Here is a 19,505-nt window from a genome sequence, read left to right as displayed (position 1 = left end):
CACGACTCGCCGGGCCGACCTCGGGACGCTACGCTGCCCGGCATGGCCAGACGGGGCTGGGGAGGATCGACCGCTGCGGCGCTCGGCGTCGCTGCCGGCGCGGGCGCCGCTCAGCTCGGCTTCGGCTACGGGCTGGGCATCATCAACTGGGCGCCCACCGGCACCGTACGCGTCGAGTCGGCGTGGGTGGCGAGCCTCGCCTGGGCCACCTGGATCGCCGCGACCTCGGTCATCGCCGGTGCGGTCTGCGCCCAGCGCCTGCGCGGTGGCGGGGACGAGCCGATGGGTGTGCTGCCCCGGCTCGGGCTCGCCCTGGCCGCCGGGGTCGGCGCGCTGGTCACCGTGCTGCTGGTGGCGGTGCCGGCCCGGGCCGCGCGGGTGCCGGACACCACCGCGCCGCAAACCGTCGCCGCCGCGTACGCGGCGGCGGGGCTGGTGCTCGGCGTGCTGCTGGCGACCTGGGCGTTGCACACCCGCGCCGCCGCCACCAACCTGATCGCCACCACCGGCTGGCTCTGGCTGCTCGCCGTGGTGTCGGTGGTGGACGGGGTGCTCTCCGGCCGGGGCCTGACCACCGCTCAACTCGGCATCTGGCAGATCAGCGCGGACAGCGCCCGCTTCTGGATCCGTGACTACTTCTACTGGCCGGGGGCGCTGCTCTCGCTGGGCTCCGCGCTGGTGATCGGGGTGCTGGCCGCCCGACGCGCGACCCGGTCGCCGCGGGTGCGGGTGGGTGCGGCCGCCTCCGGCGCGGCCGGGCCGCTGCTGGTGGCGTTGGCCTACCTGCTGGCCGTGCCGCGACTGGCCGGGATCGCCGCCGAGCAGTTGTCGGCCCACCTGATCGCCCCGTACGCGGTGATCGCCGGGGTGGGCGGCTCGATACTGATGGCCGCGCTGGCCCAGCGGGCCGACCGTCGGGGCGACACGGAGGCGGAACTGTCGATCGACGCAACCGCGACGCCGAACGACCCCGACCCGGCGGCGCCGGCCGGGCCTGCCTCGCAGACGTCCGTCGAGCCGGAGCCGGCCGGGTCCACGCCACAGAGGTCCGTCGATCGGGAGCCGGAGAGCACGCCGGGCGCCGAGTCGGCCGGGGAGGCCGGCCCAGGTTCGTCGCCGACGACCGCGGAGCAGCCGGACGGGTCGCCCGACCGCACCGGCGAGCGGCCCCGGCCGCCGAGCCGCGCCGCCCGGACCGGTGCGGATCGTCGGGGCCGGACCGTGCCGCAGCAGCGGCAGCCCGAGGTGGCGCCGGACGACCCGGCGAGCAGCCGCGACGAGGAGCCGGGCCCGGGCGAGTCGGGCCCGGGCGAGTCGGGCACCGGGAACACGCCGGCCGGGCCACAGCCCGAGTCGGCGTCCCCGACCGTCGAACCGAGGACGCGCCGCCGCGCCCGCTGATCCCGCCCGCCCCGATGCCCGGGCCGCTCCGGCTGACGGCGACACGCTCAGTGATGTCGGTGCGGAAGACCACCGCCCAGGAGCGATATACCTACAGGGCATATTTATGCCGCTGTGTCATACCGCTCCGGACCGACTTCCTTCCCGACGGCGACACGCCCGGGCGGTCAGCGGACAGCCGGGCGTGTCACCGACGATCAGTCGACGGGCCAGGTGTGGACGGGCTCGTTGGTGCGCTGCAACTCGGCGTAGCGCTGGACCATGTGGTGCAGCGCGGCCTCCCGGTCCATGCCCCGGTGCCGCTCGGCCGCCCACACCACCTCGGTCTGCCAGACCGCCCCGTTACGGCCGGTACGGCAGCGCCCCTCGATCACGCCGAGGAGGCGGTCCCGCTCGGCCGGGGCGACGCCGAACCGGTCCAGCCCCTGCGCGGCCACCGGCAGCAGCGTGTCGAGGACGAGCCTGGTGACCGGCACGTCGCCGAGCTTGGGCCAGTGCAGCACCGCGTCGATGCCGCGCCGGGCGGCGGCGTGGAAGTTCTCCTCCGCCGAGCTGAACGTGAGCTGGCTCCAGATGGGACGGTCCGACTCGGCAAGGCCACGGGCGAGGCCGAAGTAGAGCGCCGCGTTGGCGAGCATGTCCACCACGGTCGGGCCGGCGGGCAGCACCCGGTTCTCCACCCGCAGGTGCGGGCGGCCGTTCATGATGTCGTAGACCGGTCGGTTCCAGCGGTAGACGGTGCCGTTGTGCAACCGCAGCTCGCCGAGCTGGGGCACGCCGCCGGCGTGCAGCACCTCGACCGGGTCCTCCTCCTCGCAGATCGGCAGCAGCGGCGGGAAGTAGCGGACGTTCTCCTCGAACAGGTCGAAGATCGAGGTGATCCAGCGTTCGCCGAACCAGACCCGCGGGCGTACGCCCTGGGCCTTCAGCTCGTCGGGCCGGGTGTCGGTGGCCTGCTCGAAGAGCGCGATGCGGGTCTCCGCCCAGAGCTGCCGGCCGTAGAGGAACGGCGAGTTGGCCCCGACCGCCACCTGCACGCCGGCGATCGCCTGGGAGGCGTTCCAGTGGTCGGCGAAGCTGTCCGGGGCGACCTGGAGGTGGAACTGGAGGCTGGTGCAGGCGGCCTCCGGTGCGATCGAGTCGGTGTGCGTCCGCAGCCGCTCGATGCCGTTGATGTCCAGCTCGATGTCCTCGCCGCGGGCGCCGACGATCTGGTCGTTGAGCACCCGGTAGCGCTCGTCGGTGGAGAGGTTGTCGGCGACCAGGTGCCCCTCGGTGAGGGTGGGCAGGATGCCGACCATCACGATGGTGGCGTCGGACTTGGCGGCCCGCTCGTCGGCGCGGCTGAGACTGCCGCGCAGATCCTGCTCGTAGTCGCTGAACCCGGTGCCCTCGATCAACCGCGGCGAGGCGTTCAGTTCGAGGTTGAACTGCCCCAGCTCGGTCTGGAAGAGCGGGTCGGCGATGTCGGCCAGGATCTGGTCGTTGCGCATGGCCGGCTCGGCGGCGGCGTCGACCAGGTTCAGCTCGATCTCCAGCCCGGTCATCGGCCGGTCGGCGTCGAAGCCGAAGTCGTCGAGCATCAGCGCGAAGACGTCCAGGCATCGCCGGACCTTCTGCCGGTAGCGGACCCGATCCTCCCGGGAGAAGGCGCCCTGCTCGACGTCCCTGCCCATGTGTCCTCCCGGCGCCGGTGCCACGGAACCGTTGGCGTTCCGCAACGCATTGTGAACCATTCACGTGGTGTGCGTAAGAGCGCCCGGCTCGTGAACCGCCGACCGGGCGCAGGTCTGCACCTGTACCCCGCGACCGCCCCGCCCAGCGCCGTTAACCAGCGAACAACGCGTGACAATCCGCACCCGGCGGGACGGGAAACGGGACGGGCCCGCACCGTCGGTGGGACGGTGCGGGCCCGTGGTCCGGCGAGGGGCTCAGCCCTGGCGGATGGCTTCGCCCTCGATCTCGATCTTGACCTTACGGCCGACCAGGACGCCACCGGTCTCCAGCGCCACGTTCCAGGTGAGACCGAAGTCCTCCCGGTCGATCTCGGTGTGCGCGGAGAAGCCGAAGATGTCCTGCCCGAAGGGGCTGCGGCCGACACCCTCGAACTCGACCTGGAGGTCCACCGGACGGGTCACGCCCTTCACGGTCAGCTCACCGGCGAGCACGAACTCGTTGCCCTCGCGGGACTTCACGCCGGTGCTGCGGAACTCCAGCGTCGGGAACTGCTCGGCGTCGAGGAACTCCGGGCTGCGCAGGTGCCCGTCCCGGTCCGCCTGCGCGGTGTTGATGCTGGCCGCCTGGATGCTGGCGGTGACCGAGGACTGCAGCGGGTCGTCGGTGACGGTGATGGTGGCGGTGGCGTCGGCGAACTCGCCGCGTACCTTGCTGACCATCATGTGCCGGGCGACGAAGCCGACGCGCTTGTGCGCGGCGTCCAGGAGGTACGTGCCGGGGGCGGGGATGGTGAGACCCTCCCAGTCGCGGGTAGTCGCCTCGGTGCTGCTGGTCATGATGCGCTCCTCCGGAGAAGATTGTTTAGTAGCCCAACGACTGACTGAGCAACTATAGCCACAGCAATATTCCCTGTGTCAAGTGTTGCTAGGATGGTGACGTGGATCAGAACGTGTTCGACGACCCCCGGATCACCGCCGTCGGCCTGCTCGTCGAGGCGCACGCCGGGCTCTCCGCCCGGTTCGCGGCCCAGTTCGAGGAGCACGGACTCTCCCCGGTCGAGTTCGAGGTGCTCACCCGACTGGCCCGCTCCCCCAACAACCAGCTCCGGATGACCGACCTGGCGGCCCAGACCTCGCTCTCCACCAGCGGGGTGACCCGGGTGGTGGACCGGATGGAGCGTGACGGCCTGATCCGCCGTCGGGCCTGCCCCTCCGACCGGCGCAGCTCGTTCGCGGTGGTGACCGCCGCGGGCCTGGGCCGGCTGGACGAGATCCTGCCCGGCCACCTGAAGATCATCGAGCAGTGGTTCACCGGCCAGCTCGAACCGGCCCAGCTCGACGGGCTTCTGGACGGGTTGCGCCGGGTCCGGGACGCGGTCCACCCGGGCGCCACTGCCGGCAGCACCGAACCGGCCGGGAACGCGGCCTGCTGAGCCGACCACTACCCGCCGGTCACCGGCAGAATGACCGGCAGAACCGCCGGTGCACCAGGGCAAAAGGCATCAATAACGCCCGAAATCGTCGGGGTGGCTGGATAAGCTTTCGACGCGGGGGAGCACCGGGGGGTGCCGGCGCGAGCGTGGAGCGAGGGGCAGCACCAGGGGGCTACTTCGCTCGCGCCACCCCCGCGCCCTCAGCCACTGCGGCCCGGCATCAGGTCCGGCCCGGGCGTCCCCGCTGCGCAGCCAGCGCGTAGAGCAACTCCTCCTCACGGGGCAGCAGGTTGACCCCGGTGATCTGCCGCGCCCGGTCCAGTCGGTCCAGCACGGCCGGGTCGCCGGTGCTGGCCGCCAACCCCACCAGCGCCTCGACCAGATCCCGCCGGTCCGCGCCCTCGGCCGCCGCTTCCGCCGCCGTGGCGAACCACTCCGCCGCCAGCTCGCGGTCGCCCCGGTGCAGCGCCACCTGACCCTCGATCAACGCGCGGAGCGCGTCCTCGGTGTGGGCGTCCCGGCCCGTACCGGCCGGTTCCCACCGCTCGACTGCTGGTGCGCGACGCGGGGCCGGCACCGGGCCGGACGGCCACAGCTCGGTCACCACCGCGAGCGCCTCGTCGTCGCGCCCCTGGAGTGCGAGCGCCAACCCGACCGTACCGATGGTCCGGCGACGCCGCCCCGGATCACCCAGCTCCACGAGCGCGGACGCCGCCCGCCGGCCCTGCTCGACCGCCTCGGCGTAGCGACCCTCCAACCGGGTCAGCTCGGCCAGATCGGCCCGCGCCAGCAGGCGGAGCCGCTGGTCGCCGCACTGCGCCGCCAACCGGTCCACCGTGGCCAGCCGCCGCCGGGCGTCGGCCAGCTCCCCCACGCGTACGTCGTGCCAGGTCAGGTGGTGCTGCGCCACCGCCATCTCGCGTACCCGGCCGTGCCGGGTGGCCAGCGTCAGCGCCGCCTCGGCCTGCGCACGGGCCTCGTCATGGGCCCCGAGGCCGCGCAGTACCGCGCAGAGCACCGACCGGGCGGACAGCTCCCCGGTCACGTCGCCGACCTCGACGAAGACGGCAAGCGCCGCCCGGGCCGCCGGCAGCTCCTCCGACCCCGCACCGTGCTCCGCGGCCAGCCGCGCCGACCCGAGCAGCGCCCAGGCCCGCAGCACCGGGCGGGCATCGGCGGTACGCGGATCGGCCAGCAACCGCCGCAGCCACCGACGGCCGGAGACGTCCCGTCCGCGCAACCGCCACCACCGGGGCAACGCGGCGGCCAGCAGCAGCGCGGTGACCGGCGCCTCCTCGGCGGCGTACGCCAACGCGGCGATGATGTCACCGGTCGCCTCGTCGAGCAGGTGCACGGTGCCGGGCAGATCCGCGCCGACCAGGCCGGGCGCGGTACGCCGGACGAGCGCGGCGATCACCGTCGCGTGCCGGAGCCGGATCGCCGCCGTCTCGCCCGCCAGGTCGGCCTGCTCGGCGGCGAAGTCGCGGACCGCGTCGAGCAGCCGGAACCGGAACGGGCCGGCGCCCCGGACGCTCAGCAGGCCCAGCTCACTGAGCCGGTCCAGCAGCGGCACCGCGTCCCACCGGTCGTCGCCGTCGACGAGCAGTTCCTCGGCCAGCGCGACCGACCAGCGGTTACGGAAGGCGGAGAGCCGGCGCAGCGCGGCGCGTTCGGCCGGGGCGAGCAGGTGGTAGCTGGTCGCGACCGCCTCCCGCAGCGTCACCGGGCCGGCGACGGGGTCGGCGGGCGCCCAGCCGGGACGCCCGCCGGCCAGGTCGAGGACCCGGTCGCCGTACCGGTCCAGCAGTTCGGGGACGTCGAGGATGCGGCCCCGCGCCGCCATCAGCTCGATCGCCAGCGGCAGGCCGCCGAGGCGGCGGACCAGCGCCGCGAGCGCCGGCAGCTCGGCCGGCGCCGGCGGCGCGTGCCGGGCCTGGGTGAACCGGGCGGCGAAGAGCGCCGCTGCGGGCCAGCGGTCCAGGTCGGCCCGGTCCGCCGGCTCGGCGCCGGCGGGTGGCACGTCGAGCGGGGCCACCGGCCGGACCAGTTCGCCGGGCAGCCCGACCGGACGACGGCCGGTCGCCAGGATCCGTACGGTCGGCGCGGCGGCGGTCAGCGTCCGCACCGCCTCGGCCACCGGCCCGGGCGCCCGCTCGACGGCGTCGACGAGCAGCAGCGCCGGTCGGCCGGCGAGCCGGCAGGGCAGGTCGCCGAGGCGGCTCACGCCGAACACCGTCACCGAGGCGGCGAGCACGTCGGCGGCCTCCGAGCCGTCGCCGACCAGCACGCCGACCACACCGCCGGGGTGCCGGGCCGCGACGGCGTGGGCGACGGTGAGCGCGAGCGCGGTCTTGCCGACGCCGGCGAGCCCGACCAGGCTCACCACCGGGTGCGCGTCGAGCAGGGCGGTCACCTCGGCCACGTCGCGGTCCCGGCCGAGCAGCGGTACGGGCTGGGGCAGCGCCACCGGCGTACCCGGATCGTCCTCGACCGGCGCGGCGGGCGGCGCGGCGGCCGGCGCGGGCCGGGCGGTGGCGACGAACTCCCGGCGGGCCGGGCCGGTCAGGCCGAGCGCGTCGGCGAGCAGGTCGACGGTGGTGCGTTGGGGTCGGGTCGCGTGCCCTCGCTCCAGATCGCGAACGGTCCGCACGCCCACGCCGGCCCGGCCCGCCAGTTCGGCCTGGGTCAGGCCGACGGCGAGCCGGTGCCCGCGCAACAGATCGGACAGCGCCGCCCGACCCCCCGGGCTCCGCGAACGATCATGTTCGGGAGTCATGGGCAGGAAGAGTACGGAGGGGATCCGACGCTCCACAGTCCACCGTCAACCACCCGACCGTCCGACGCCGATATCCGACAGACGGCCGAGTCGGGCCTCGGTCACATGCCGAGGTCGCGCGCGATGATCATGCGCTGCACCTCGCTGGTGCCCTCGCCGATCTCCAGGATCTTGGAGTCGCGCCAGAAGCGGGCCACCGGGTACTCGTTCATGAAGCCGTAGCCGCCGTGGATCTGGGTCGCCTCCCGCGCGTTGTCCACCGCGACGGTGCTGGCGTGCAACTTCGCGATCGCCGCCTGCCGCTTGAACGGCTCACCGGCGAGCATCCGAGCGGCGGCGTCGTAGTAGGCCAGTCGGGCGGTGTGCGCCTTCAGCTCCATGTCGGCGATCTTGAACTGGATCGCCTGGTAGTTGCCGATCGGCTGACCGAACGCCTGACGCTCCTTGGCGTACTTGATCGACTCGTCCACGCAGCCCTGGGCCAGCCCGACCGCCAGCGCGGCGATGGCGATCCGGCCCTCGTCGAGGATGCGCAGGAACTGGGCGAAGCCCCGGCCACGCTCACCGAGCAGGTTGGCCGCCGGCACCCGGCAGTCGTCGAACGTCAGCTCGTGGGTGTCCGAGGCGTTCCAGCCGACCTTGGAGTAGCCGGGCGCGACCGTGAAGCCGGGCGTGCCCGACGGCACGATGATGGTGGACAGCTCCTTGCTGCCGTCCGGCTTGGTGCCGGTGACCGCGGTGACCGTGACCAGCGCGGTGATGTCGGTGCCGGAGTTGGTGATGAACGCCTTCGAGCCGTTGATCACCCACTCGTCGCCGTCCAGCACCGCCCGGGTCTGGGTGCCGCCCGCGTCCGAGCCGGTGCCCGGCTCGGTGAGCCCGAAGCCGGCCAGCGCCTCGCCGCTGAGCAGCTTCGGCAGCCACCGCTCCTTCTGCTCCGCGGTGCCGAACCGGTGGATCGGCATCGCGCCGAGCGACACCGCCGCCTCCAGCGTGATGGCCACGCTGGAGTCGACCCGGGCCAGCTCCTCCAACGCGAGGCAGAGCGCGAAGTAGTCGCCTCCCATGCCGCCGTGCTCCTCCGGGAACGGAAGCCCGAACAGCCCCATCTTGCCCATCTGGCGGACGACCTCGTACGGGAAGGTGTGGTTCTCGTAGTGCTCGCCGATCACCGGGGCGACCACCTCGCGCGCGAAGTCCCGCACGCTCTCCCGCAGCGCCTGCTGCTCCTCGTCGAGCCGGAAGTCCATGTCGATCCTCCTGGGAAGGGCGGGCCACCGGTCGCTCGTGACGCCGGGGGCGGGCTGAGGCGTTAGGAGGGGGCCCTTCTTATGCACCAGGCGTTAAGCGGGGGCCCCTCCTTACCGGTCAGACGGGGGTGACGCCGTGGCGGCGGGTGGAGAAGTGGCGGGACCTGGTACGGGCGGCGGCGTACCGGCGGACCAGCTCGGCGCGCAGGTCGTGCGGCTCGACGATCGCGTCCACCACCAGCTCGCTGGCGAGCCGGACGACATCGATGTCGCGCTCGTACTCCTCGCGCTTGGCGGCGACGAACGCGGCCCGCTCGTCGGCGTCGGCGATGGCAGCGATCTTGTTGGCATAGACCGCGTTGACCGCGGCCTCCGCGCCCATCACCGCGATCTTCGCGGTGGGCAGCGCGATCGTGGCGTCGGGCTCGAAGCCGGGGCCGGCCATCGCGTAGAGACCCGCGCCGTACGCCTTGCGGACCACCACGCAGATCTTGGGTACGGTCGCCTCGGAGATCGCCGTGATCATCTTCGCGCCGTGCCGGATGATGCCCTGCTTCTCCACCGCGCTGCCGACCATGAAGCCGGGCACGTCGCTCAGGAACAGCAGCGGCACGTTGAACGCGTCGCAGAGCTGCACGAACCGGGTCGCCTTGTCGGCCGAGTCGACGAAGAGCACGCCGCCCTTGAACATCGAGTTGTTGCCGACCACGCCGACGACCTGGCCGTTCAGCCGGCCGAAGCCGATGGTCAGCTCCTTGGCCCAGAGCGCCTGGATCTCGAAGAAGCTGCCCTCGTCGAGCAGACCCTTGACGTACCGGCGCATGTCGAACGCCTGCCGCTCGCTGGCCGGGACCAGCGCGGCCAGGTCGGCCTTCTCCGACGCCGGCTTCGCCTCGACGGCCGGCGGGTCCTGCTGCCAGTTCGACGGCAGGTAGGACAGGTAGGTCCGTACCACGTCGAGCGCGTCGTTCTCGGTCTTGCAGAGGAAGTGCCCCACGCCGGACTCGGCGCAGTGCACCTTGGCGCCGCCCATCGCTTCGAGGGTGGTCTTCTCGCCGGTGACCATCTCGACCATGCGGTCGGAGCCGAGATACATGCTGGCGTTGCCCTCGACCATGGCGACCACGTCGCAGAACGCCGGGATGTAGGCCCCGCCCGCCGCGCTCGGCCCGAACAGCGCGCAGACCTGCGGGATCGAACCCGAGGCGCGGACCTGGTTCCAGAAGATCTTCCCGGCGCCGCGTCGGCCCGGGAAGAGGTCGACCTGGTCGGTGATCCGGGCGCCGGCGGAGTCGACCAGGTAGACCATCGGGACGCTTGTCGAGTAGGCCCGCTCGATGATCCGGATGATCTTCTCGACGGTACGCGCGCCCCAACTGCCGGCCTTGACCGTGGAGTCGTTCGCCATCAGGCAGACCGGCCGCCCGTCGATGGTCGCGGTGCCGGTCACCACGCCGTCGGCGGGCAGGCCGTCGGCCATCGCGTTGGCGTAGAGCCCGTCCTCGACGAAGGAGCCCTCGTCGACCAGGTAGGCCACCCGCTCGCGGGCGAAGAGCTTGCCCTTGGCGGCGTTGGCCGCGTGGTATTTGTCCGCACCGCCGGCGCGGGCGCGCTTGCGCAGCTGCTCCAGTGCCTCACCGTCGAGCGTCACGCCGACTCCCTCTGCCGCCCACCGACCTGAACGATCGTTAGGCTACCCCACCCCCACCCCCTCCGGCGACCCACCGCCCCGACCCCGCACCCACCCGCGCGATCTTGCACTTCCGGCCCCGACATGCGGCACAAAAGACGCACGACAAGGGCCGGAAGTGCAAGATCAACGGGGAGAGGGGAGAGAGGGACGGGCGGGGTCAGGACGGGCGGGGCGTGAGGCGGGTTCGGGGGCCGGCTCGGAGGACGCCGGAGGGGAGCTTCTTGTCGAGCAGGTACTCGGCCAGCTCGGCCGCCTCGATCAGCGCGTCCAGGTCGATGCCGGTCTCGATGCCCATGTCGTGCAGCATGTGCACCGCCTCCTCGGTGGCCAGGTTGCCGCTCGCCCCCGGCGCGTACGGGCAGCCGCCGAGACCACCGACGCTGGCGTCGAACTCGGTGACCCCCAGCTCCATGGCGGTCAGCATGTTCGCCAGCGCGGTGCCCCGGGTGTTGTGGAAGTGCAGCAGCACCGGCACCTGAGCGTTGCGGTCGCGTACGGCGGTGACCAGCTCGCGGACCCGCCGGGGCGTACCCATGCCGGTGGTGTCGCCGAAGGCGACGCGGTCCGCGCCGTCCCGGACCACCCGGTCCACGATGGCGGCCACCCGCGTCGGGTCGACGTCACCCTCATAGGGGCAGCCGAAGCTGGTCGCCACGATCACCTCGGCGGTCGCGCCCGCGTCGTGCAGCAGCGCGATCAGCTCGGCGATGTCGTCGAGCGACTCCTCGGTCGAACGGTTCACGTTGCGCCGGTTGTGCGTGTCGCTGGCCGACACCACCACCTCGATCTCGGTGAAGCCGGCGGCCAGGGCCCGCTGCGCGCCCCGGGTGTTCGGCACCAGCGCCGAGTAGCGCACGCCGTCGACCTTCCCGGCCCGCTGCCACACCTCGTCGGCGTCGGCCATCTGCGGGATGGCCTTCGGGTGCACGAAGGAGACGGCCTCGATGCGGCGTACCCCGGTCCGGGACAACGCGTCGAGCAGCTTCACCTTCGCGTCGGTGGGGATCGGTTCCTCGTTCTGGAGCCCGTCCCGGGGTCCGACCTCGCGGATGCTCACCGACGTGGGCAGTTCCGTCATCAGGTTCACCTCACTCGTGTCGAAGGTCAGCGCATTCGGGAGACGATGCCGGTGTCGTAGTCGCCGGAGCGGAACTCCGGGTTCTCCAGCAGCTCGGCGAAGAACGGCAGGTTGCACTTCGGGCCGGCGACCTCGAACTGCGCGACCGCTGCCCGCGCCCGCTCGACGGCCTCCTCCCGGGTGTCACCGCTGACGATCAGCTTGGCCAGCAGGCTGTCGTAGAACGGGGTGACCGTGTTGCCGGCGACGTAACCGGAGTCGACCCGCACGCCGGTGCCGGACGGCTCGTTCCAGGTGGTGATCACGCCCGGTCCGGGCAGGAAGCGCTTCGGGTCCTCCGCGTTGATCCGCAGCTCGATGGCGTGCCCACGCGGGGTGAGCGCGTCCGGGTCGAACGTCGGCGGCAGGCCGGCGGCCACCCGCAACTGCTCCTCGACCAGGTCGACGCCGTAGACGTACTCGGTGACCGGGTGCTCGACCTGGAGCCGCGTGTTCATCTCCAGGAAGAAGAACTCCTGCGTGGTGGGGTCGAGCAGGCATTCGACGGTGCCCGCGTTGCGGTAGTTCACCGCCTCGCCGGCGCGGACCGCCGCCGCCAGGAACCGTGCCCGCAGCTCCGCCGAGACCGCCGGGGAGGGGGACTCCTCGACCAGCTTCTGGTTGCGCCGCTGCACCGAGCACTCGCGCTCGCCGAGCGCCACCACCCGGCCGTCGGCCAGGCCGAGGATCTGCACCTCGACGTGGCGCACCCGGGGGAAGTACCGCTCGATCAGCACCGAGCCGTCGCCGAACATGCGCTCGGCGAACGCGCGGACCTTGTCGTACTCGGTGCGCAGCGCGGCCTCGTCGGCGGCCACGCCCATGCCCATGCCGCCGCCACCGGCCGCGGCCTTGACCATCACCGGGTAGCCGATCTCGGTGGCGGCGGTGACCGCGGCGTCCAGGTCGGCCGCCGGCTCGGTGGTGCCGGGCGCGACCGGGACACCGGCCGCCGCCATCAGGTTCCGAGCGTTGATCTTGTCGCCCATCGCGGTGATCGCGTCCGCGCCGGGCCCGACCCAGATCAGGCCGGCCCTCTCGACGGTACGGGCGAAGTCGGCGTTCTCCGACAGGAAGCCGTAGCCGGGGTGGATCGCCTGCGCGCCGGTGTTCCGGGCCGCGTCGAGGATCGCCTCCACGTTGCGGTAGCTCAGCGCCGGGTTGGCCGGGCCCACGCAGACCGCCTCGTCGGCCTCGGTCACGAACGGCAGGTCGGCGTCCGCCTCCGAGTGCACCGCGATCGCCCGCACCCCGAGCCGTCGGGCCGTGCGGATGACCCGGCGCGCGATCTCCCCACGGTTGGCCACCAGCAGCGAATCAAACATGTTCGGCAAGGAAGGGCCCCTTCTCGACGCCTGAGGTGTAGGCCCCTTCTTAACATGCGTTAAGGCGCGTGCGGCGTGTCAGGTGGGGTCGGTGGAGTCGGTGGGCGCCGACAGGGCCGCCAGGGTGGCGCCGCGCAGCAGCTCGGCCCGGCGCCGGCGATCCACCTCGCCACCGAGGAACGGGGTGGAGTTCATCAGGCCGAACGCGGCGTGCGCGAGCACCCGGGCGGCACCGTCCGGCAGGCCCGGGTGCAGCGCGGTCAGCACCGTGACCCACTCCTCGACGTACATCCGCTGGAGCCGGCGGATCCGGCGGCGCGGCTCGTCCGGGAGGCGGTCCAGCTCGTGCAGGTGCAGCGCGATCACCGCGGGGTTCGCCAGCGCGAACTCGACGTGGAAGTCGATCAGCGACTCCAGCGCGGCGCGTGGGTCGTCCGGACGGCCGGCGGCCCGCTCCCGGCCACCGGCGAGCAGCCCTTCGCTGACCGGCACCAGCGCCGCGACCAGCATCGCCTCCTTGCCGGCGAAGTGATGGTAGAGCGCCGGACCGGTGACGCCCGCCGCCGCACCGATGTCGTCCATCGACACGCCGTGATAGCCCCGCTGGGCGAAGAGGCCGACCGCGATCTCCAGGATCTCGTCCCGCCGGGACCGGCGCCGGGCCCCGCCCGTCGCCCCCCGCGCCTGCTGTTCCACCGCCACCGGGCCAGCCTAGACCTCGTCTTCGAGGCGGGGGACCCGTGGTTACCCGCCGGTCGGTTCTGGTCACCGCCGCCGTCCACCCGCCCCGGTGGCGAGGCGGGTGAACGGGACGCTCAACGGGTCAGGCCGCCGGGCTGGTCGCCCTTGACGACGGGCGCCCGGACCAGGTTGCCCCACTCGGTCCACGAGCCGTCGTAGTTGCGCACCTGCGGGAACCCGAGCAGGTGGTGCAACACGAACCAGGTGTGGCTGGACCGCTCGCCGATCCGGCAGTACGCCACCACGTCGTCGGCCGGGCTCAGCCCGAGCTGGTCGGCGTAGATGGCGCGCAGCTCGTCGGCCGACTTGAACGTGCCGTCGTCGTTCGCGGCGGACTTCCACGGCTTGCTCACCGCGCCCGGGATGTGCCCGCCACGCAGCGCGCCCTCCTGCGGATAGTCCGGCATGTGCAGCATCTCGCCGGTGTACTCGCCCGGCGACCGCACGTCGACGAGCGGCCGGCCGGCCGCCACGTGCGCCATGACCTGCTCCCGGTAAGCCCGGATCGGCGCGTCGTCGCGCTCCGGCACCGGGTAGGAGGCGCGGGGCCGGCTGACCTTGTCCCGGGTCAGTTCCCGTCCCTCGGCGATCCACTTCTGCCGGCCGCCGTCGAGCAGCCGCACGTCGGCGTGGCCGAACAGGGAGAAGACCCAGAGGGCGTACGCGGCCCACCAGTTGAAGTTGTCGCCGTAGAAGACGACCGTGTCGTCGCGGCCGATGCCCTTGGCCGCGCACAGCTCGGCGAAGCTGGCGGCGTCCAGGTAGTCGCGGGTGACCTGGTCGTTCAGCTCGGTGTGCCAGTCGACCTTGACGGCGCCGGGAAGGTGGCCGGTGTCGTAGAGGAGCACGTCCTCGTCCGACTCGACCACCACGAGGCCCTCGTCGCCCAGGTGCTCGGCCAACCACTCCGTGGTGACCAGGCGCTGCGGGTCGGCGTACGACTGGAGGCGGGGATGCGGATCACTCGGCACAGGCATGAGCCCCAAGGTACGCCGGATCGGGCGCGCCGGATGTGACACCGGCCGCTATCCGGCGGGTGGACATCGGGCGATCGGGATGCAGCGGATCCGGCGGGTCGTACGTGACAGTTGCGAACGCCCCCGACCGCGGAGGGACCGCGATGACCCCACGGCAACAGACCGGGCCGCCCCGGGCCGGGACCGCGCCGGCGGACTTCACCGAGTTCTACCGCGCCCACTTCCACCGCATCGCGGTGCAGCTCTACGCGTACCTGGGTGACCACGGCGAGGCGCAGGACCTGACCCAGGAGGCGTTCTGCCGGGCGCTGGAACGCTGGCCCCGCATCGCCGGGTACGACGATCCGTCCGCGTTCGTCCGTCGGGTGGCCTGGAACCTGGCCACCAGTCGGCTGCGCCGGATGCGTACCGCCGTGCGGCACCTGGCCCGGCAGCGGGAGGAGCACGTGCCCGGCCCGGAGCCGGATCGGGTGGCGTTGCTCGACGCGCTGGCCGTCCTGCCCGCCGACCAGCGCCGCGCGATCGTGCTGCACCACCTGGCGCACCTGAGCGTCGCCGAGATCGCCCAGCAGGTCGGTGCGCCGGAAGGCACCGTCCGGTCCCGGCTGTCCCGGGGCCGGGCCGCGCTCGCCCGTCACCTCACCGAGACCGGATCGGAGTTGCGCCGTGCCTGACCTGGAGGAGCTGTTCGTCGAGTTCGAGACCGCGGCGGCACCGACCTTCCGGCCGCCCGGCGTGGCCGACGCGCAACGTCGCATCCGGGAGCGCCGGCGGCGGCGCGGCCTGATGGCCGGCCTGCTCGCCGTGGCGCTGGCCGGGCCGGCCTCGGCGCTCGCGGTCGCCCATCGCGGCGACCGGCCGGGACCGCTGCCGGCGCCGTCGGTCTCGCCGAGCGAGGCGACCGGCCGGCTCACCGTCCGCACGGTCGCCCTTCCCGGGGTACGCGGTGAGCTGGCCGACCTGCGCTTCGTCTCTTCCCGGGCCGGTTGGGCGCTCTTCGACACCTGTCCGGCCGAGGAGTCGGTGAGTGGTTGCCGGCGTACCGTCGCGCGGACCACCGACGGCGGCGTGACCTGGCGGCCCACCGACCTGCCGGCGGTGCCCGATGGCCTGGTGCAGATCCTGCCCGTGGACGCGGACACGCTGGCCGTGACGACGCGCGGCGGCTACCTCGTCACGACCGACGGCGGGCGCACGTTCACCAGCCACCCGTACGACGCGCCGCCAACGGCCGTCCGGCGCGTCTTCGCCACCCCGAGCGGGCTCTACCTCGGCTGTCCCCCGGACGGCGTCCGACTGGACTGCGAGCGACGACGCGTGCTCCGGGTGAGCGGTGGCCAGCACTTCCGGCAGCCGCCGGTCACGATGCGGTCGGACACGGAGGACACTCTGGTCGAGGGCGCGGACGGCCGGCTCTGGCTGGCCGTCTGGTCCGCCGGAAGACTGACCGTGGTCACCAGCTCCGACCAGGGTTCCACCTGGCGGAAGCTGCCGACGGTCGCGGGCGCCCGGCAGCTCGCGCTCGCCCCGGACGGCCGGGACGTCTGGCTGATCCGGACCGACCGGCCGAACGGCACGTGGCGACCGGCCGGTGACGGTTGGCAGCCCGGGGCGGACCTGCCGGACGGCACCGCGACGGTGGCCGCCCCCGGCGACGGTCTCCTGGTGGTCGCCGACGCGTACGGCGGGTTGGGGTTCGTGGCCGGCGGTCGCTACGCCGAGGTGCCCGAGTTGCGCGAGGCGTTGCGGACGCCGGCACCGGACACCGCGCTGGGCGTTCTGCCGGACGGCACGATCACGGTCCGGCACGGGCCGTCGTGGTTCCTCGGCGTCGGTCGGGGGACGGACCGGACGTGGGTGCGGTTCTCCTGACCCGCCTGGCTGGCCGATGGTGGTCAGGCGCGGCGGTGCACCAGCCGCCCGGCGACCACGGTGGCCCGGCAGGAGCCGTCCGCGTCGAACACGGCGAGGTCGGCCCGGCCTCCGGCCACCAGCGTCGGGGGCCGGGCGGCGGGCAGCACCGCCACCCCGTTGCGGGTCGCGGCGGCGCGTAGCGCCGGATCGGTGACGTGCGCGTCGAGCACCTCGGCGACGCCGAGCCGGAACAGCACGTGCACCCGTTCACGCGGCGTCGGCGCGGGCGGCAGCGGGCCGTCGTGCACCAGCGCCGGCCCGAGCGTGCCGGCCCACCGCCGCATCCGCACCTCGGGGTACGCGCCGGTCAGCTCGCCCAGCGGCGCGACCGCCTCGACGCGGTCACCGCCCACCAGGACCGCCAGCCCGGCGCGGGGCTCGTCGTCGAGGGTGAGCCGCAGCAGGTCGGCGACGTGGACGGTGCGCACCGCTCAGCCGGCGTCGACCGGGCCGAGCACGGGTCGCTTGGCGGTGACGAAGTCGCCCGAGGAGCGGCCGGTCAGCCGACGCTTGATCCACGGCGCCAGGTGCCGGCCGGCCCAACGCAGGTCGGCGCGGCGGGCGGCGAGCCACGGGGTCGGCGCCGGGTGCGGCGGCACCATCAGCCACTCCTCCTCGCAGCCCACGCCGAGCGCGCTGAGCACCTGCGCGGCGACCCGCCGGTGCCCGGCCGCCGACAGGTGCAGCCGGTCGGTGCTCCAGAGCATCGGGTTGAGGTACGCCTCGTCGGCGTAGAGGTCGACCAGGATCGCGCCGTGCCGCTCGGCGACCTCACCGACGGCCCGGTTGAGCAGCGTCACCCGGGGGGCCACCAGCCGCTGACCGGGCAGCCGGGCCATCACGTCGGCGAACCGGAACAGCACCACGTCGCTGCCGCCGGACCGCAGCCGACCGACCACCGCGTCGAAGCGCGGGACGAAGACGTCCGGGTCGAAGCTGCGGCGCAGCACGTCGTTGCCGCCGGCCGCGAAGCTGATCAGGTCGGGCCTCATGGCCAGCGCGGCCGGCACCTGCTCGGCCACGACGTTCGGGAACAGCCGGCCCCGGATGGCCAGGTTGGCATAGCGGAAGTCGGGGCCGGCCTCGGCGGCGAGCCGGGTCGCGACCAGGTCGGCCCACCCCCGGTAGCTGCCGTCCGGATATGCGTCGTCCATGCCCTCGGTGAAGCTGTCGCCCACCGCCACGAAGCTGCGCCAGCGCACGGCGCCTCCCTCCGACGTCCCCCGCAGAAGCGTCGTCCAGTCTGTCACCGCCCGGTGCGCTCCCGCTCACCCCCCGGGCCCGGACGTGGTGGACGTCTCGGCGTTCGGTTCCGGCCTGCCGCCGCGATCACCCGCCCGTGGTGTACGCCTGCGGGGACGGGCCGCCTTCCGCTGCCCGCCCCCGCAGCCGACTGTCAGTCGACGACCTGAAGGATCTGCTTGTCCTTCAAAGCCGACGGTTCCCGGCTCTCGACGATCTTCCGGCCGTCCGCGCCGACCAGCACGAGCACGTTGTGGTCACCGTCGCTCACCCGGGCCACCAGCTTGCCGTCGGCCCGGAACCAGGCCTGGAGCAGCGGCCGGCCGCCGAGCGGCAGGTCGACCTGCCGGCCGGTGCGGGTGTCGATCACGGCGTTCGCGTCGAGTTCCCGCGCCACGTCACCGGCCGGCTCGTCCGGCTTGCGCAGCAGGAGCGCCAGCCGGGACCCGTCCGGGGAGATGCTCGCGACGTCGAAGGACGAACGGGCGCCCGGCGCACTGATGCCGGGGATCACCTTCTCCGCCGAGCCGTCGGGTCGGTTCACCGCCACCCGGCCCTCCCCGTCCGCATAGGCGAGGACCTTGCCGTCGGCCGACCACAGCGGGTGGCAGCCCTGGACTCCGACGATCCTGGTGTACGCGCCCGTGTCGAGATCGAGAATGCCCCTCTCCGATACCGGGGACGGCTCGGTCCGCAGGATCACCGAGAGCAGGAGCCGGCGGGAGTCAGGGGACCACACCGGCGTCCAGCAGTCCGGTTCCACCTGACGGTGCCCGCCCGGCGTGAGTTTCCGGGAGTTGCCGCCGTCGACGTCGGCCACCCGCAGGTTGTCGTCCGGGTCGACCCAGGCGACGCGCCTGCCGTCCGGCGAGACGGCCGCGTTCAGGATCGCGGGGAGGCTGGGGAGCTTCGCCAGCCGGGTCGGCTGTGAGCCGGGCTTGAAGGACCAGAGATACCCGACGGCCGAGGCGCCCTCGCCGGTGGTCGTCGGACCGTAGAAGAGCCGCCCGATCGCAGCCCCGGCCGGACTCCCGCCGGTGGTGGTGCTCGGACCGGCGTTCGGCGAGCGGGACGGCTCGACGGACGGCGTCGGGGTGGGCTCCACCGGCGGCGGGGTGCTGGTCACCGACGGGTCGGCCGGCGCGGGCGCCGAACCGTCCGGCCGGATCGCGAGCGCGGTCCCGGTCGCGGCGGCCAGCACCAGCAGTACGGCGGCGGAGGTGGCGACGGCCCGCCGGACGCCGAGCCGACGGGAGGTACGCAGGGCCCGGTCCCGCAGGTCGACCGGGGTGACCTCGTCGGCCAGGTCGGCCAGGTCGAAGCGCAGGCGATCCTGGTTCATCGGACGGTTCCTTCCGTGGCGTACAGGTCGGCGAGTTCCGGGGCGACGGTGCGCAGCTTGGCGAGCGCCTTCGAGGTCTGGCTCTTGACCGTGCCGACGGTGACGCCGAGCAGGTCGGCGGCCTCGGTCTCGGTGCGGTCCTCGAAGAACCGCAGCACCAGCACGGCCCGCTGTTTCGCGGACAGCCGGGCCAGCGCGGCCCGGAGCGTGAGCCGGAGCGTGGTCTGCTGGGCGTGGTCGGGGGCCGAGTCGCCTCCGCGTGGCTCGGGCAGGTCGCCCGTCATCGACTCGGCCACCCGGCGGCGTCGCCACCAGGAGACCTGGAGGTGGTACATGATCTTCCTGGTGTACGCCTCCGCGTTGCCGCTGTCGTGCAGCCGGCTCCAGGAGCGGTGGGTACGGGCGAGGGCGGACTGGACGAGATCCTCGGCCAGGTGCTGGTCACCGGTGAGCAGGTACGCCGAGCGCAGGAGCGCCGGCGTGCGGGTGCGCACGAACGAGTCGAACTCACTCAGGAGAGGGTCCACACGAGCCGGTCCTTCGGGTCAGTGGTGCGTCGGTCTGATGCCTCTCCAGACGTCGCCCCGCCGCTCGATGGTTGCCGCCGTCGGATGGTCG

Annotated in this window: 17 protein-coding genes; 4 read left to right on the top strand and 13 right to left on the bottom strand. The window is 73.4% G+C overall.

Features of this window, described 5'->3' with window-relative positions; genetic code table 11:
• Nucleotides 1-42 precede the first annotated feature (42 nt).
• Nucleotides 43-1,401: a hypothetical protein gene (locus tag C8054_RS19110; protein WP_107158173.1), complete on the top strand. Its 1,359-nt coding sequence runs from the start codon at nt 43-45 to the stop codon at nt 1,399-1,401.
• A gap of 197 nt (nt 1,402-1,598) precedes the next feature.
• Here the strand turns inward: C8054_RS19110 and C8054_RS19105 are convergent, their stop codons facing one another.
• Together C8054_RS19105 and C8054_RS19100 are read right to left on the bottom strand one after the other, a co-directional pair.
• The gene (locus tag C8054_RS19105; protein ID WP_107158172.1) at nt 1,599-3,077 is read right to left on the bottom strand and encodes a glutamate--cysteine ligase; all 1,479 of its coding nucleotides are present in this window, start codon (nt 3,075-3,077) and stop codon (nt 1,599-1,601) included.
• 255 nt (nt 3,078-3,332) lie between these two features.
• Entirely contained in the window at nt 3,333-3,914 is a 582-nt protein-coding gene (locus tag C8054_RS19100; RefSeq protein ID WP_107158171.1) for a YceI family protein, read from the bottom strand.
• 101 nt (nt 3,915-4,015) lie between these two features.
• Between C8054_RS19100 and C8054_RS19095 the strand changes: the two genes are divergently transcribed.
• Nucleotides 4,016-4,510, top strand: a complete 495-nt coding sequence (locus tag C8054_RS19095) for a MarR family winged helix-turn-helix transcriptional regulator (RefSeq protein WP_107158170.1) — start codon at nt 4,016-4,018, stop codon at nt 4,508-4,510.
• A gap of 220 nt (nt 4,511-4,730) precedes the next feature.
• Here the strand turns inward: C8054_RS19095 and C8054_RS19090 are convergent, their stop codons facing one another.
• From C8054_RS19090 to C8054_RS19060, 7 genes are all read right to left on the bottom strand, one after another.
• Nucleotides 4,731-7,286 (bottom strand): helix-turn-helix domain-containing protein, encoded by a 2,556-nt coding sequence (locus tag C8054_RS19090; RefSeq protein ID WP_107158169.1) that lies wholly within the window; start codon nt 7,284-7,286, stop codon nt 4,731-4,733.
• A 101-nt stretch (nt 7,287-7,387) separates the two neighbouring features.
• Nucleotides 7,388-8,536, bottom strand: a complete 1,149-nt coding sequence (locus C8054_RS19085; RefSeq protein WP_107158168.1) for an acyl-CoA dehydrogenase family protein — start codon at nt 8,534-8,536, stop codon at nt 7,388-7,390.
• Nucleotides 8,537-8,654: 118 nt separating this feature from the next.
• Nucleotides 8,655-10,187, bottom strand: a complete 1,533-nt coding sequence (locus tag C8054_RS19080; protein ID WP_107158167.1) for an acyl-CoA carboxylase subunit beta — start codon at nt 10,185-10,187, stop codon at nt 8,655-8,657.
• Between the two features lie 199 nt (nt 10,188-10,386).
• Nucleotides 10,387-11,307, bottom strand: a complete 921-nt coding sequence (locus tag C8054_RS19075; protein ID WP_107158237.1) for a hydroxymethylglutaryl-CoA lyase — start codon at nt 11,305-11,307, stop codon at nt 10,387-10,389.
• A gap of 26 nt (nt 11,308-11,333) precedes the next feature.
• Complete coding sequence (locus C8054_RS19070) at nt 11,334-12,671, bottom strand: acetyl/propionyl/methylcrotonyl-CoA carboxylase subunit alpha (protein ID WP_107158166.1); 1,338 nt, start codon at nt 12,669-12,671, stop codon at nt 11,334-11,336.
• 78 nt (nt 12,672-12,749) lie between these two features.
• Nucleotides 12,750-13,373 carry a TetR/AcrR family transcriptional regulator gene (locus tag C8054_RS19065; protein ID WP_107158165.1) on the bottom strand — a complete coding sequence of 208 codons (624 nt, stop codon included), beginning with the start codon at nt 13,371-13,373 and terminating at the stop codon, nt 12,750-12,752.
• 113 nt (nt 13,374-13,486) lie between these two features.
• Nucleotides 13,487-14,389, bottom strand: coding sequence for a sulfurtransferase (locus C8054_RS19060; protein WP_107158164.1), 903 nt, complete (start codon nt 14,387-14,389; stop codon nt 13,487-13,489).
• Between the two features lie 143 nt (nt 14,390-14,532).
• Between C8054_RS19060 and C8054_RS19055 the strand changes: the two genes are divergently transcribed.
• Together C8054_RS19055 and C8054_RS19050 are read left to right on the top strand one after the other, a co-directional pair.
• Nucleotides 14,533-15,063: an RNA polymerase sigma factor gene (locus C8054_RS19055; protein ID WP_107158163.1), complete on the top strand. Its 531-nt coding sequence runs from the start codon at nt 14,533-14,535 to the stop codon at nt 15,061-15,063.
• Nucleotides 15,056-16,261: a hypothetical protein gene (locus tag C8054_RS19050; RefSeq protein WP_107158162.1), complete on the top strand. Its 1,206-nt coding sequence runs from the start codon at nt 15,056-15,058 to the stop codon at nt 16,259-16,261. The genes C8054_RS19055 and C8054_RS19050 overlap by 8 nt, the downstream gene beginning before the upstream one ends.
• A gap of 23 nt (nt 16,262-16,284) precedes the next feature.
• On the opposite strand, the gene C8054_RS19045 is transcribed toward C8054_RS19050, so the two are convergent.
• The 4 genes from C8054_RS19045 to C8054_RS19030 all read right to left on the bottom strand — a co-directional run bounded on the left by C8054_RS19045 (nt 16,285) and on the right by C8054_RS19030 (nt 19,414).
• The gene (locus C8054_RS19045; protein ID WP_107158161.1) at nt 16,285-16,731 is read right to left on the bottom strand and encodes a hypothetical protein; all 447 of its coding nucleotides are present in this window, start codon (nt 16,729-16,731) and stop codon (nt 16,285-16,287) included.
• Between the two features lie 3 nt (nt 16,732-16,734).
• Entirely contained in the window at nt 16,735-17,505 is a 771-nt protein-coding gene (locus C8054_RS19040) for an SGNH/GDSL hydrolase family protein (protein ID WP_107158160.1), read from the bottom strand.
• Between the two features lie 194 nt (nt 17,506-17,699).
• The gene (locus tag C8054_RS19035; protein ID WP_107158159.1) at nt 17,700-18,887 is read right to left on the bottom strand and encodes a hypothetical protein; all 1,188 of its coding nucleotides are present in this window, start codon (nt 18,885-18,887) and stop codon (nt 17,700-17,702) included.
• Nucleotides 18,884-19,414 (bottom strand): SigE family RNA polymerase sigma factor, encoded by a 531-nt coding sequence (locus C8054_RS19030; protein ID WP_107158158.1) that lies wholly within the window; start codon nt 19,412-19,414, stop codon nt 18,884-18,886. Before C8054_RS19030 ends, C8054_RS19035 begins: the two co-directional genes overlap by 4 nt.
• Between the last annotated feature and the right edge of the window lie 91 nt (nt 19,415-19,505).

The organism is Micromonospora sp. RP3T, assembly GCF_003027925.1.
In the GTDB taxonomy this organism is placed as follows: Bacteria; Actinomycetota; Actinomycetes; order Mycobacteriales; family Micromonosporaceae; genus Micromonospora.
The sequence above is the reverse complement of the archived record's forward strand: the minus strand, read 5'-3'. Positions and strand labels throughout refer to the sequence as shown.

Coding starts and splice junctions, on each gene's coding strand:
- C8054_RS19035 (WP_107158159.1), bottom strand. CDS start 18,887: ATGAACCAGGATCGCCTGCGCTTCGACCTGGCCGACCTGGCCGACGAG.
- C8054_RS19105 (WP_107158172.1), bottom strand. CDS start 3,077: ATGGGCAGGGACGTCGAGCAGGGCGCCTTCTCCCGGGAGGATCGGGTC.
- C8054_RS19090 (WP_107158169.1), bottom strand. CDS start 7,286: ATGACTCCCGAACATGATCGTTCGCGGAGCCCGGGGGGTCGGGCGGCG.
- C8054_RS19060 (WP_107158164.1), bottom strand. CDS start 14,389: ATGCCTGTGCCGAGTGATCCGCATCCCCGCCTCCAGTCGTACGCCGAC.
- C8054_RS19085 (WP_107158168.1), bottom strand. CDS start 8,536: ATGGACTTCCGGCTCGACGAGGAGCAGCAGGCGCTGCGGGAGAGCGTG.
- C8054_RS19055 (WP_107158163.1), top strand. CDS start 14,533: ATGACCCCACGGCAACAGACCGGGCCGCCCCGGGCCGGGACCGCGCCG.
- C8054_RS19075 (WP_107158237.1), bottom strand. CDS start 11,307: ATGACGGAACTGCCCACGTCGGTGAGCATCCGCGAGGTCGGACCCCGG.
- C8054_RS19070 (WP_107158166.1), bottom strand. CDS start 12,671: ATGTTTGATTCGCTGCTGGTGGCCAACCGTGGGGAGATCGCGCGCCGG.
- C8054_RS19100 (WP_107158171.1), bottom strand. CDS start 3,914: ATGACCAGCAGCACCGAGGCGACTACCCGCGACTGGGAGGGTCTCACC.
- C8054_RS19110 (WP_107158173.1), top strand. CDS start 43: ATGGCCAGACGGGGCTGGGGAGGATCGACCGCTGCGGCGCTCGGCGTC.